Consider the following 14,562-nt stretch of genomic DNA (forward strand, 5'->3'; position numbering starts at 1 on the left):
TTACTCCACGATCTTCACAGGAATAGCTGATAAATCCCACTTCCAACGCTCAGTGGTGTTGGCCAGTGGCACCATATCAATACAATCAACCGGGCAGGGCTCGACACACAGATCACAGCCGGTGCATTCGTCGACAATGACGGTATGCATTAATTTTGACGCACCAACGATGGCATCAACAGGGCAAGCTTGAATACATTTAGTGCAGCCAATACACTCGTCTTCGCGAATATACGCAACGCGTTTGATATTTTCTGTTTGGGCAGCGTTTAATGGTTTAGCTTCAACCCCTAATAAATCGGCAAGTTTGCGAATAGTGGCTTCACCGCCAGGGGGACATTTATTAATGTCGTCACCATTAGCAATGGCTTCAGCATAGGGCTTACAACCAGGATAGCCACACTGGCCACATTGGGTTTGTGGCAAAATATCGTCTATTTGATCAACCAGCGGATCGCTTTCTACTTTAAAACGAACCGCCGCATAGCCCAGCACAGCACCAAAAATTAGCGCTAACACACCTAAAGAAATAAGCGCGGTAACTAACGTCATTACACTTTCACCAAGCCAGTAAAGCCCATAAAGGCCAGCGACATTAAGCCGGCAGTAATCATGGCAATAGCGGCGCCTTTAAACGGCACCGGCACATCAGCGGCGGCTAAGCGCTCACGCATTGCGGCAAATAAAATTAACACTAACGAAAAGCCAACGGCTGCGCCAAAGCCATATACCACTGAATTAATAAAATTATGTCTAGCGTTTACGTTAAGTAGCGCTACGCCTAATACCGCACAGTTAGTGGTAATTAATGGCAAGAAGATACCCAGTAGGCGATATAGGGTAGGGCTGGTTTTGTGCACCACCATTTCAGTAAATTGCACTACCACCGCGATAACTAAAATAAAGGTTAGTGTACGCAGATAAAGCAGGTCTAGAGGCGCAAGCAGATAGTGATCAACCAGATAGCTGCATAACGATGCCAGTGTTAGCACAAAGGTAGTTGCTAATGACATGCCTATAGCCGTTTCTAGTTTGCTAGAAACGCCCATAAAAGGACAGAGACCTAAAAACTTTACTAGCACAAAATTGTTCACCAGTACGGTACTGATCAACAACAGCAGAAATTCAGTCATCGTATCGCTCGGGTAAAAATAAGGGCTGTATTATGCAATTAAGCGGCAATAGACACAACCGGATAAAGCGTAGGGGTATTGCGGCGGTATTGATAATACCGCCGCGGTGTTAGCTTATAATGGCGCCGGTTTTCCAACATAGTAGCCTTGGTTACCGTCAATAAATAACGATTCAAGCATGTGTTTTTCTTCCTGTGTTTCTACGCTTTCGGCAAAAACACCTACGCCGATGCGGTGTGCTAAATCGATCATTAAGCGCATAAAGTATTGATTATTTTTATCTTCGTTTATATGTCGCGTGTAGCTACCATCCATTTTTACGTAATCTGGTTTTAAATCACGGAAAAACTTAAATGAGGTAATGCCGACACCAAACTTTTCCACTGTAACTCGTGAACCGGCGCGGTGTGCCATATCAATAAAGCGTTTACTGGTTTTTAAATTTTGCTGCATACCAAATTCGGTAACTTCAAATACTAATTTAGCGGCAATATGTGCATCTTTTAATAAGCGACGTTCTAACCAAATTATAAATTGATCATCATGTACACAACGAGCGGATAAATTTATACCAAAATATTGATCTTGTAAGTTTTTATTCTTTATCGTGGTAAGCGCTGTTTCAATAATTAATCGATCAACAGCGACAATACGATCTAGTTTTTCTGCCATGGCCAAAAATGAAGCAGTAGGCAAAATTTGACCTTCTTGGGTTTTAAAGCGTACTAATATTTCCGAGTAGGCTTTGGCTGAACGGCTTGAAGGCTGAATAAGTTGTGCCAACAAACTAATACGATTATTAGTTAATACGTCGTCAATAACGTTGCGCCAGTTCTGGTTGCCGTAGCCACCGCTAGCCATTTCAAGCCCAGATGACTCTTTTTGTAAGTGCCATGCGTTAGGTTGTTTCGTTTGTGCCAAGCTGATAGAGGTATCAGCAATGGCGAGTAACTCACCTAAAGCTTTACCCGATTCATAGCAGACTAAACCGGTGTAGGCGACAGAGTCTAACTCTGAGCTTTTTTGATATTCGTTAAAACGGCTTTGCAATTGCAAGGCAAAGTTTTCTGCTTCTTTTGGCGTGATCCTAGGTAATAAAATACCAAAATCAGAGCTGTTTAAGCGATATACACGATGATCTTTATAGCCGCCGCACAATTTTTTAATTAACTCAGCAATTTCTCGTATATAACCATCGCCTTCCTGAAAACCTCGCGTCTGGTTTAGCGTTTGTAGTTCAGTACAGCGCGTAATAGCAAACACACCAAAATCGTTGCTTTCATTATTACGAATAGTATCTTCGTAATACTGTACGAAACGATTACGGTTCGGTAAGCCGGTAACTGAATCTTTATAGGCTTCTTCAGCTATTTGATTAGCATTGGAGGCCATCTCGTTGTATTGGCTGCGAGTATAATTAGCTAACTTTTGTAAAGCCGTATTAATTTCGGAAAATTCAATCGGTATTTTTTGCCAGTTTGGTTCGGCTTTTTGTGGGTCTTGGATAAAGCGATCGATTAAATCATTTACCGCACTAGTGGTGCGCCGATAACTGCGGGTAATGCTACGCTTACTTAACAACACCGGGAACCAGCCTAGTACAAACGGCAATAGCATCAGCATTAACAACATTAACTGGAACTGTTCTAAGCGGGCACTAAAGTCGAGTTGGTAATTAAGCTGAATATTGTGCTCTTGGTTACGCAACATTTGTGGTTTAAATTCACTACCAAATAATTGTAAAAGCCAAGCTCCTAGCGGAGCTTTATTACCGTTTACATTTTGTTCGTGTAATACAGTGCCGTCTAACTGACTAACGCGTAAGCTTTTAAGGTTAAAACTGCGGTCCAGCTGTCGGCTTAATACTTTGCCATCGCCGGTAATATGGTTAGCTAAAATTTGTTCAATAGCCGTTTTGGCATTGTCTTCGGATGTATTCAGTTGTTGCTGGGTATACATAGTCAATATAACCATGGCAGCACCTGCCAACACAACGGCTGACAGTAACTGACTGATAAGCAAAGTACGCAATATTCTCATAAGCTGTGATCACCAGACATAACTGATTTCCTTGTCCAAACCTTTAATATAGGTTTTGGAGCCTGCAATAGAAAGCTAATTAAATCAAAAAAATAGGAATAAATACACTAATTACGATAGAAAGGCATAAATACAGGTAGTAAAGGTGGCTCCCCAGACTGGACTCGAACCAGTGACCTACGGATTAACAGTCCGCCGCTCTAACCAACTGAGCTACTAGGGAATTGAAAAGATATAAAGTTTTGGCTCCCCAGACTGGACTCGAACCAGTGACCTACGGATTAACAGTCCGCCGCTCTAACCAACTGAGCTACTAGGGAAGGGTATAAATAGTGTTTATGCTGTTGGCTCCCCAGACTGGACTCGAACCAGTGACCTACGGATTAACAGTCCGCCGCTCTAACCAACTGAGCTACTAGGGAACAGCATTCAACGGGGCGCAATACTAATGCCAGCTATACCCCCTGTCAACACTTTGAATCACTGATTTTCACTAACTTGAGCTACTTGCATAATGTTTGAACAAAGCGCTGTTTGTAGCAGCAACTTTTTCTGAAAAAAATTAAATTTTTTATATAGCACTAAAAAAACTGAGCTATGCCTAGTGTCTATGCGCACTGCACAGAGTTACCCACAGAATCTGTGGATAACTCTGTGAGTTGTCAGCGTGTTAGTTGGGGAAACACCGGTGTCTATTGGCTTGGCTGCAGGTCAAGCAACTTGCGACGAATATTTTATTTGTTTTATAACAATGAGTTACGTTGGCGTGTCTGCTGTGGCTATGCTTTGCGAGCCGAATTGGCTTTCCTCGGTGGATTTGTGAACTGTTTTACTACAAATGGGGTATTTAGATAAATACCATCATTGAGTAGAAAATCAGGATGAAACGGCATAGCTTGCACTCAGGCTTTTCTTTACAATGGCGCTACGTCGGATCCAATTTGTAATTATGACCAGAAAAAAAAGCACCTATTCATTAACTAAAGACGATATTCAAGCCACGCTTGTCGCTATGACATTGCCAATGTTAGTAGGCATGATTACGTTAATGACGTTTTCTTTGGTCGATACGTTTTTTATTAGCATGCTCGGTACGGTTCAACTTGCCGCTATCAGTTTTACCTTTCCGGTATCTTTTGCCCTAATTAGCTTATCTATAGGCTTAAGCATTGGAACCTCTGCAGTTATTGCTAAAGCTCTGGGTGCAGGGCGTTTAGATGATGCCCGAAATGACGGTCAAGTTGCGTTAGCGTTGTCGTCAGCGTTAGTTGCAATATTGGCGGTGTTGGGGTTTTGTTTTAGTGCACCGCTATTTTCCTTGCTGGGTGCTGATGCCGACACCCTCGTTTATATTCATCAATATATGGACATCTGGTTTTGTGGCGCGGTGTTATTAGTGCTACCCATGGTAGGAAATGCAGTGCTTCGTGCTGCCGGCGATACGAAAACGCCGAGCATTATTATGGTGTGTTCAGGTTTAGTGAATGCGGTGTTAGACCCGATACTTATTTTTGGTTTGGGGCCAATACCGGCGATGGGTATGCAAGGCGCGGCTATTGCAACCCTTGCTTCTTGGGTGTTGGGCGCGGTGCTTATTCTGCATTTATTAATCAAACGCCAACTGATTAGTACCCATTGGATTAACGCTGTTGAACTGCTTACTATTTGTCGTAAAATTTTGCGTATTGGTTTACCCGCTGCTGGTGCCAATATGTTAACGCCGTTAGCGATGGCTATTTTAACGGCCATGATGGCAAGCTATGGTGCGCAAGCGGTTGCTGCTTTTGGTGTTGGTGCAAGGCTAGAAAGCATCGCTTGCATAGTCGTGCTGGCATTATCGATGACCTTACCGCCTTTTATTAGCCAGAATTACGGCGCAGGCATTATGCAGCGGGTGCAACAAGCGTATCGTTTGTGTGGCCGTTTTGTGCTGTTTTGGCAGTTTGGCATCTATCTAGTGTTAGCCGTACTGGCGTATCCGCTAGCACGAGTATTTAGTGACGAGCCAGAAGTGGTACGTATTGTGTGTTTATTTATTTGGCTGGTACCGTTAGGGTATGGTTTACAGGGCATCACTATTTTAACGAATTCATCGTTTAATGCGCTACATAAGCCCGGTAGTGCGTTGGCACTGAGTTTAGTGCGCTTATTTATATTTTATGTGCCGATGGCATGGTTGGGCGGAAATTTATTTGGTATTACCGGCTTATTTATTGGCTGCGTTATCGCCAATCTGTGTACTGCAGTGCTAGCGTGGCGCTGGTTTAATTATGCGGTAACGCGCACGGTATCTGAGGTTACAGCATGACACGTCACTTTGAATTAGTTTCTCAATATCAACCGGCGGGCGATCAGCCTCAAGCCATAGATAAGTTAGTTGATGGTTTAGTCTCAGGTCTAGCGCATCAAACCTTGCTGGGTGTTACCGGTTCAGGCAAAACCTTTACTATGGCCAATGTGATTACGCGGGTTGATCGGCCAACGTTAATCATGGCGCATAATAAAACTTTAGCGGCGCAACTATACGGCGAAATGAAAGAGTTTTTTCCGCATAATTCGGTCGAGTATTTTGTTTCGTATTACGATTATTATCAGCCAGAAGCGTATGTGCCCTCTACCGATACCTTTATTGAAAAAGATGCGTCGATTAATGAGCATATAGAACAAATGCGTTTGTCAGCAACTAAAGCACTGATGGAGCGCCGTGACGTTATTATTATTGCCTCGGTTTCTGCGATCTATGGTTTGGGTGATCCAGAATCGTACATGAAAATGTTGCTGCATTTAAAAGTGGGTGACATTGTTGACCAGCGTTTTATTTTGCGCCGTTTGGCAGAACTGCAATATAGCCGCAATGATATTGAGTTTCAGCGCGCAACCTATCGTGTTCGTGGTGATGTTATTGACGTGTTTCCAGCTGAATCTGACGATATTGCGGTGCGAATCGAATTGTTTGATGAAGAAATTGAGCGGCTGAGTATTTTCGACCCGCTAACTGGCGCCGTAGAAAAAGTAGTAACCCGTTTTACCGTATATCCGAAAACGCACTATGTGACACCACGCGAGAAAATTTTGGCGGCGGTAGATGAAATAAAAATAGAATTAAAGCAGCGCCGTGAAGAGTTAATTACCAACAATAAACTGGTAGAAGAGCAACGCCTAAGCCAGCGTACCTTGTTTGATATTGAAATGATGGTAGAGCTGGGGTATTGCTCAGGTATCGAAAACTATTCACGCTATTTATCTGGCCGAGCCAATGGCGAGCCGCCACCAACCTTACTAGATTATTTTCCCGCTGACGGCTTGATGTTTATTGATGAGTCGCACGTTACGGTGTCGCAAATAGGCGCTATGTATAAAGGCGACCGCTCACGCAAAGAAAACTTGGTTAACTATGGTTTTCGCTTGCCGTCTGCGTTGGATAATCGGCCATTAAAATTTGATGAATTTGAAGCCATAGCGCCACAACGCATTTATGTATCGGCAACACCTGCCGTATACGAGCTTGAGCAGTCTGCTGGCGAGGTTGTTGAACAAGTAGTAAGACCAACCGGCTTGCTTGACCCAATCATTGAAATTAGGCCGGTAGCCAGTCAGGTAGACGATTTACTGTCTGAAGCTTTTATTCGTGCTGAGCGAAAAGAACGGGTTCTGGTAACCACGCTAACGAAAAAAATGGCCGAAAACTTAAGTGAATATCTGCATGATCATGGTGTTAAGGTGCGTTATTTACACTCAGATATCGACACTGTCGAGCGGATGGAGATTATCCGCGATTTACGCTTAGGCGTATTTGATGTTTTAGTGGGCATTAACCTATTGCGTGAAGGCTTAGATATTCCTGAAGTGTCATTAGTGGCTATTTTAGATGCGGACAAAGAAGGCTTTTTACGCTCAGAGCGCTCGCTGATCCAAACTATTGGCCGTGCCGCGCGTAACTTATCAGGCCGCGCTATTTTGTATGCAGATCGTATTACCGGTTCAATGCAACGGGCTATTGATGAAACCGATCGCCGCCGCGTAAAGCAGCAGCAATTCAACCTAGATCATGGTATTTCGCCAACCGCGATTAAAAAGAAAATATCTGATGTAATGGATTTGGGGCAAGACACTAACCAAGCGTTACCTATGGTGGCGGAGAAGCTGCGCTTAGTTAAAGGTAAAACACCGTACCAAGTTGAGGCTGAAATTAAGCAGCTTGAACAAAAAATGCTGCAACATGCGCGTGATCTTGAATTTGAGCAAGCGGCTGCGCTGCGAGACAAGGTGCATATGCTTAAACAAGCGTTATTAGAATTATAAATGCCTTGTAGAGTTAGCTAAATAGCCCGAATTCATTGATCGTTCAGACATAGCTGCTAACATGCGCCCGATCTGGCATACCTGCTCGATCACGTGCATTTATTTAGTAAGGGACAATTATGAGACGTACAATACTTGCAACCTTGGTTACGGTTTTTTCGGCTTCGACATTTGCTAGTACTTTTCAACATCAGACAGACGCTAACTTTGGCTGGCTTGATATAAATGGCGCCGAGCTGCAACAGTGGAATTTAGCGCATCAATTTTATCTTGCCCCAGTTAATTTAAATGGCAAAGCGCCTTTCGCCGAAGCCGGCTTTTTAAGCCGCATTGCTAGCGTTAACGGCACATATAGCTACACAGATATAGATTTAGGTGCTACTAGCCAAAGTAGCAGCAATTGGTCTATTGGTGGCGAATACAAAGATATAAGCCACAACTTTTATGCGAGCGCGCAATTATTAGAACTGAATGGCAGTAAAGACCGCGCCATCTTAGCCAGCGCTGGTTTGTTTATTAGCTCTGATTGGCTGGTTAAACTCGATGCACGTAATATCAGGCCAGACAGTGTTGGTAGCTATACTGAATATGGTATTAGCACGAAAAAACTGATGGCGTTAGATAATGGTAACTTTATTAATATTGAAGCCAGTTTTATGGACGTGCGCGGCGATAACGACTCGGAATACAGCGTAGCGGCAGATTACTATTTTGGCCGTAATATTGCGTTAGGTTTAGCCTATGATTGGACCTCAGATGACGTGGTTAACGCCAACAGCGATAGCATAACCGTGCGGGGTAGTTGGTATTTGCAGCCGAATATTGCACTGCGTGCTGCGGTTAGCTTTGACTATCTTGGCTCTGGTGAAGAGCAATATCAGTTAGGTGCTAGCTACCGTTTCTAGCACGATAGCAGCAGTTCGCTTCAACTTACCCGCCAACTTGGCGGGTTTTTCCTTTCTGAATTAAATTAACAGGTTTATACTTAGCCGGCACATACCCCTATGTTGCTGTTATTGCGCAAAATATCGCCAATAAGCTAGGCTATACCTGTTAATTTGATTGTTAGGAACCCTTACTATGCCAGCTAAGAACCTGCTGTGTTCTGCTTTTATACTCTCTGTTGTATTTTTTCTTAACGCGTGTGAGCACGCTACAGAGCAGGTAACAGAGCCTTTAATTCGGCCGGTTAAACTGTTTACCGTCAATGCCGGTGGTGCAGGGGTGATCCGGCAGTTTCCGGCGGTAGTCGAGCCTAGCGAAAATGTAAGATTAACCTTTAGGGTTGGCGGTAAGTTAACTAAGGTATTGGTGCGACCTGGGCATAGTGTTGTGGCTGGGCAACTTTTAGCCAAGCTGGACGACACTGACTTAGCCCTAAAAGTAGAGCAAGCTAATGCGCGTTTTGAGCTGGCCAAAACCCAATACGAGCGGGCAGAGCAATTGTTAGCGCAAAAACTGGTATCACAATCGGTATTTGATGAAGCTAAAGCCCAGTTTCAGGTAGCATCAGCAGATTTAAAAACCAGCACAACCGCGTTAAGTTATACCGAGCTACATGCGCCTTTTGCCGGCATTATTTCTCATCAGTTAATTGAAAATCATGAAAACGTGGCCGCGCAACAACCTATTTTAGAGCTGCAGTTACGTGGCAGTATCGATATTGTAATCCAAGTGCCAGAAGATGTTATTTCTAGCGTAAAAAAAGAGGTCGATTATAAGCCCGATGTGATTTTTGACACGCATCCAAAATATCGTTATCAAGCAAAAATTAAAGAATGGAATACTCGCCCAGACGCAGCAACGAATAGCTATAAAGTGGTGTTTAGTATGCCGAACCCAGAAGAGTTTAATGTGTTTTCTGGCATGACGGCTAACGTTATTGTGCAGATGGATAAAGTTAGCCGTCACGACAATTATATTAGTTATATTCCCGCCAGTGCGGTGTTTAGCCCTGCAGCGCAAAGTGTGGATGAGCAACAGAATTATGTTTGGGTGTATAACCCAGAATCACAGCAAGTTAACCAACGTTTAATTACTATTGGCGAACTAACGAGTGCCGGTTTAGCCGTAACCTCAGGTGTGAAAGTGGGCGAGCAGATTGTTAGTGCTGGCGTGCAGCAGCTTAGTGAAAAACAGCAAGTAAGGCCGTGGGTGCGTGAGCGGGGGCTGTAATCATGGATTTTGCCGCTTACTTTATTAAAAACCGTACCTCATCATGGCTGTTTGCCTTAATTTTATTATTTGGCGGCGCTATTGCTTATAGTGGTTTAGGCCGTTTAGAAGATCCGCAGTTTACGCTAAAACAAGCCATGATCATTACGCAGTATCCAGGTGCTTCACCGCAACAAGTGGAAGAAGAAGTTAGCTATTTGCTGGAAAATGCCATTCAACAACTGCCTTATGTCGATCATGTTACCTCGGTGTCTAGTGCTGGTATGTCGCAAATTATGGTTGATATGAAAGACACTTATCGAGCTAAAGAGCTAAAGCAAATTTGGGACGAACTACGGCATAAAGTCAGTGACTTACAAGGCCAACTGCCACCTGGTGTTGGTGCGCCCAGTGTCCGCGACGATTTTGGCGATGTCTATGGTATTTTATATGCGGTTACCGGTGATGGTTTTACTGATGATGAGCTGCGTGACTACGTTGATTTTCTGCGTCGTGAATTAGTTACCTTGTCGGTGGTAGGTAAAATAGTGGTTGGTGGTGCACAGCAGGAACAGGTAATTGTTGAAATTTCTCGCTCACGCTTAGCCGCAATTGGTATTTCACCCGCGCAGTTGGCTAACCTGTTTCAAAGCCAAAATGTGGTGTCAAATGCAGGTTCAATTAAAGTTGATGCCGAACGTATTAGAATTCACCCTACTGGCGAGTTTCAGCATGTATCTGAACTTGAAAGCCTAATTATAAGTAACCCCGCCGCAAGTGAGCTAATTTACCTTGGCGATATTGCCACCGTGTATCGCGCGCCAACCGAAACACCGATGCAGGTGATCCGCCAAGCCGGTAAAAATGCCCTTACTTTGGGCATTTCGTTTAGCTCTGGCGTAAACGTAGTAAAAGCTGGCGAGCAGGTTGCGCTGCGTTTACAACAGCTAAATTATAATCGGCCAATGGGTATAGAGCTGCACACCATATACAACCAGCCGGATGAAGTATCGCAATCGGTAACCGGGTTTATTATTAACTTGGCCGAAGCTGTGGCTATTGTGGTTATCGTGCTGCTGGTATTTATGGGGCTGCGCAGTGGCTTTTTAATTGGCCTGATCTTGCTACTTACGGTGCTTGGCACCTTTATATTTATGCGGCAAATGCAAATTGAACTGCAGCGCGTGTCGCTTGGGGCATTAATTATTGCTTTAGGTATGCTGGTTGATAATGCCATTGTGATAACCGAGGGCATATTAATTGGTATGCAGCGCCGTTTAAAATTAGCAGACGCGGCATCGTTAATTGTTAAGCAAACTCAGTGGCCACTGCTTGGCGCCACCGTTATTGCGATAACGGCATTTGCGCCTATAGGTTTATCTAGCGACGCTACTGGCGAGTTTGCGGGCAGTTTGTTTTGGGTATTGCTAGTGTCATTGTTACTCAGCTGGGTAACAGCCGTTACCTTAACGCCATTTTTTGCCAGTATGTTATTTAAAGATCGGTTGTCGCCAGCAAATTCTACAGAAAACAATACACAAACTAATGATGCGGACCTATACAAAGGTGTTATTTTTAACGTCTATCGCACGGCTCTGCGCTTAGCGCTGCGTTATCGCGCCCTAACTTATATCCTGACGGTAGCGTTGCTAGTTAGCAGTTTATTGGTCTTTACTAAGGTAAAGCAGGTGTTTTTTCCGCCCTCTAATACGCCTATTTTTCTCGTTGATTTGTGGCAGCCTGCTGGCACAGATATTCAGTATTCCACGGCGCAAGCAGAAGAAATTATGGCCTATTTGCAACAGCAAGAGGGTGTAATTAATATTACCTCAACCTCTGGCCGCGGCGCTGAGCGCTTTATGCTGACTTACCAGCCAGAAAAAATATATGCTGATTACAGTCAGCTCATTGTGCGCATGGCAGATAAAGCCATGTTGCCGGCAATAATGGCTCAGGTGCGCGAGCATATTTATCTGCATTATCCCAATATTGAATCTAAGCTAATGCGCTTGGAAGTAGGGCCATCAACCCCTGCTAAAGTTGAAGCGCGGTTTAGCGGCGCTGATCCTGATGTGTTACGGCAGTTATCTGAGCAAGCACAAGCGATATTACTCGCCGATGCCGGTGCGCATAATGTTCGCGACAACTGGCGTAATAGGCAAAAGCTGATCCGGCCAAGATTTAATGAAGCTATGGCGCGCCGTGCTGGGATCAGTAAACAAGATATTGATGATGTACTGTTAAGCAGTTTAACGGGTAAAACTTTTGGTGTGTATCGTGACGGTACGCATTTATTACCTATTGTTGTGCGCTCTCCGCTTAGCGAACGTGATAATGTTGATGCCTTATATGACTTACAGGTATACAGCAATAAACTTGGCCGCTATATCCCTATTACCCAAGTAGTGAATGGTTTTGATTTACAGTGGGAAGATGCACAAATACAGCGCCGTGATCGTAAGCGCACCATAACAGTAATGGCTGACCACGATATTCTTGGCGACGATACCGCAGCGAACTTGCTAGCGCGAGTAAAAGATAAGATTGAAGCCATACCCTTACCTGCGGGTTATTTTTTACACTGGGGTGGCGAATATGAAAAGCAGCAAAAAGCGCAAAAGGCGCTATTTGGTTCGCTACCTTTAGGTTATCTGGTGATGTTTATTATTACCGTGTTGTTGTTTAATTCATTACGCTCAGCGCTAGTGATCTGGGCCTGTGTGCCGTTAGCGGTTATTGGTGTCAGCTTTGGTTTAAGCTTAATGGGCGCCCCTTTTGGTTTTATGGCGCTATTGGGCTTTCTAAGTTTGTCTGGCATGCTGGTTAAAAACGGCATTGTACTGGTCGAGCAAATTAAGCTTGAATTAGAGCAAGGCAAAGAAGCCTATTTAGCTGTATTTGAAAGTGCGGTTAGTCGGGTACGGCCAGTTGCTATGGCCGCAATAACCACGATTCTTGGCATGGTACCCTTATTGGTAGACGATTTTTTTGCCAGTATGGCGGTGGTTATTATGTTTGGCTTAGGTTTTGCGACAGTACTCACCTTGTTATTCTTACCTGTGCTGTATTGCACAGTATTTAAAATAAAAACGAGAACAGAATAATGATCAGTAAGTTTTTATCTCCAGTATTCGTTAGTACCGTACTGTTAAGTGCGGGTGCTTATGCCGCAGCTGATTGGTTACCCCCATTACCGCAGTGGCAGGGGGCGAGTGAAGCCTTAATTAAAAATAAAAATCATCCTTGGGTTAGCCCAGCCGAGCTTACTGATTTAACTGATAGCCCCAATTATGCCGCTACCTTAGCGTATCTACGCAAACTGGTAGATAGCTCTGATTTACTTGAATTGGAGCAGCTAGGCGAAAGTGCGCAGGGTAGGCCGTTGTATTTGGTAAAGGCCAGCTCTGCACTGCATAAAATAGCGCAAAACCCGCAGCGACCCATGCTATTAGTACAAGCCGGTATTCATAGCGGCGAAATAGACGGTAAAGATGCCGGCTTAATGTTATTGCGTGATATTGCTCATGGCGATAAAGCTAACTTACTTGCTAACACCGATTTTTTATTTATCCCGGTATTCTCGCCAGATGGTCACGAACGTCGTTCGGTTACCAGTCGGATGAACCAGCGCGGTCCAATAACCCAAGGCTGGCGCGCAACTGCGCAAAATCTGAATTTAAACCGTGATTACGCTAAAGCCGACACGCCAGAAATGCGCGTATTAATTGATGTAATAAACCGGTATCAACCGGATTTATATATCGATATTCACGTTACTGATGGCGAAGATTATCAGTACGACATTACCTATGGCTTTAACGAACCCTTTGCTGCGATTAGCCCCAATGGTGCCAGTTGGTTAGCCAAATTATATCGGCCCGCGGTAAATGCTGCACTAACTCATGCTGGGCATATTCCCGGACCGTTAGTATTTGGTGTTGATAGCAAAGATTTCAGTAAAGGCATTAGCGGCTGGACAGCTAGCCCACGTTACTCTAATGGTTATGGTGATGTTAGGCATTTGCCAACGGTGTTGGTAGAAAACCATAGTCTCAAACCTTACCGGCAGCGGGTACTCGGTACCTATGTTTTGCTAGAGCAAACGTTAAAATTACTTAATGAGCAAGGCAAAGCGCTGATTTTAGCCCGACAAGCTGATTTACAAGCGCGGCCTAAACGCATGGTGTTAAGTTATAAAGCCAGTGAACAGCCTGAATTTGTCGATTTTGAAGGTATGGCTTATCAGCTTAAACCTTCAGCCGTTAGTGGCGATACCTATGTGTACTGGACCGGCGAGCCGAAGTTATACGAAAAACTGCCAATATTTTGGGATAAAGTAGCAGATAAAGAAACTGTTATTCCTAAAGCTTATTGGTTGCCACCTGAGCAGCACGAGGTGATCCAGCGTTTAAAAATACATGGTATTGAGTTAAGTGTATTAACCTCGCCACAAAAACTGACTGCACAGCAGTTAACAGTAACGCGTCATAGTTTTACTAATGCACCGATTGAAGGGCATTTTATGCCGCAAAATGTGCAATTTAGTAAGGAAAATGTCAGTCGTAACTTAACTGCGGGTTGGATAAAGGTGAGTACAGATCAGCCGCTGGGTCGGTTGGCAGTAGCGTTACTTGAGCCTAGCGCACCAGACTCGTTCTTTAGTTGGGGCTTCTTCCCAACCCTATTTGAGCGTACTGAATACTTTGAGCCCTATGCGATAGAGCCGCTAATTAACGCCATGCTAGAGCAACAGCCAGATTTAAAGCAGCAGTTTGAACAAGCACTGGCAAATGATGCAGCACTGCGTAGCAGCCCGCGTGAGCGTTATAACTGGTTTTATCGCCAGATGCCGTATTACGACCAAAATTACCTTAAATATCCGGTATTAATAGAGATGTAGGCTTGCGCTTGCATCTCTATCTCCACTTAGCCT

At 44.2% G+C, this 14,562-nt stretch carries 9 protein-coding genes and 3 tRNA genes; 6 read left to right on the top strand and 6 right to left on the bottom strand.

Going from position 1 to position 14,562, the window contains the following annotated elements:
- From rsxB to E0Z06_RS06335, 6 genes are all read right to left on the bottom strand, one after another.
- Entirely contained in the window at positions 1–552 is a 552-nt protein-coding gene (gene rsxB, locus E0Z06_RS06310) for an electron transport complex subunit RsxB (RefSeq protein ID WP_132582945.1), read from the bottom strand.
- Entirely contained in the window at positions 552–1,133 is a 582-nt protein-coding gene (gene rsxA / locus E0Z06_RS06315; protein ID WP_132582947.1) for an electron transport complex subunit RsxA, read from the bottom strand. Before rsxA ends, rsxB begins: the two co-directional genes overlap by 1 nt.
- Before the next feature lie 114 nt (positions 1,134–1,247).
- Positions 1,248–3,173, bottom strand: coding sequence for a GGDEF domain-containing protein (locus E0Z06_RS06320; protein WP_132582949.1), 1,926 nt, complete (start codon positions 3,171–3,173; stop codon positions 1,248–1,250).
- A gap of 146 nt (positions 3,174–3,319) precedes the next feature.
- Positions 3,320–3,396, bottom strand: a tRNA-Asn gene (locus E0Z06_RS06325).
- Positions 3,397–3,416: 20 nt separating this feature from the next.
- A tRNA-Asn gene (locus tag E0Z06_RS06330) sits at positions 3,417–3,493 on the bottom strand.
- 25 nt (positions 3,494–3,518) lie between these two features.
- A tRNA-Asn gene (locus E0Z06_RS06335) sits at positions 3,519–3,595 on the bottom strand.
- A gap of 527 nt (positions 3,596–4,122) precedes the next feature.
- Between E0Z06_RS06335 and E0Z06_RS06340 the strand changes: the two genes are divergently transcribed.
- The 6 genes from E0Z06_RS06340 to E0Z06_RS06365 all read left to right on the top strand — a co-directional run bounded on the left by E0Z06_RS06340 (position 4,123) and on the right by E0Z06_RS06365 (position 14,529).
- A complete protein-coding gene (locus E0Z06_RS06340) occupies positions 4,123–5,481 on the top strand; it encodes an MATE family efflux transporter (protein ID WP_132582951.1) in 1,359 nt (452 codons plus the stop codon).
- Complete coding sequence (gene uvrB / locus E0Z06_RS06345; RefSeq protein ID WP_132582953.1) at positions 5,478–7,475, top strand: excinuclease ABC subunit UvrB; 1,998 nt, start codon at positions 5,478–5,480, stop codon at positions 7,473–7,475. Before E0Z06_RS06340 ends, uvrB begins: the two co-directional genes overlap by 4 nt.
- A gap of 119 nt (positions 7,476–7,594) precedes the next feature.
- Positions 7,595–8,380, top strand: a complete 786-nt coding sequence (locus tag E0Z06_RS06350; protein WP_132582955.1) for a putative porin — start codon at positions 7,595–7,597, stop codon at positions 8,378–8,380.
- Positions 8,381–8,555: 175 nt separating this feature from the next.
- Entirely contained in the window at positions 8,556–9,650 is a 1,095-nt protein-coding gene (locus tag E0Z06_RS06355) for an efflux RND transporter periplasmic adaptor subunit (protein ID WP_132582957.1), read from the top strand.
- A gap of 2 nt (positions 9,651–9,652) precedes the next feature.
- Positions 9,653–12,733, top strand: coding sequence for an efflux RND transporter permease subunit (locus E0Z06_RS06360; RefSeq protein ID WP_132582959.1), 3,081 nt, complete (start codon positions 9,653–9,655; stop codon positions 12,731–12,733).
- Positions 12,733–14,529, top strand: a complete 1,797-nt coding sequence (locus tag E0Z06_RS06365; protein ID WP_132582961.1) for a M14 family metallopeptidase — start codon at positions 12,733–12,735, stop codon at positions 14,527–14,529. The genes E0Z06_RS06360 and E0Z06_RS06365 overlap by 1 nt, the downstream gene beginning before the upstream one ends.
- The last annotated feature ends 33 nt before the right edge of the window (positions 14,530–14,562 follow it).

The sequence above is a fragment of the Rheinheimera sp. D18 genome (assembly GCF_004345025.1).
Taxonomy (GTDB): Bacteria; Pseudomonadota; Gammaproteobacteria; order Enterobacterales; family Alteromonadaceae; genus Alishewanella; species Alishewanella metallidurans.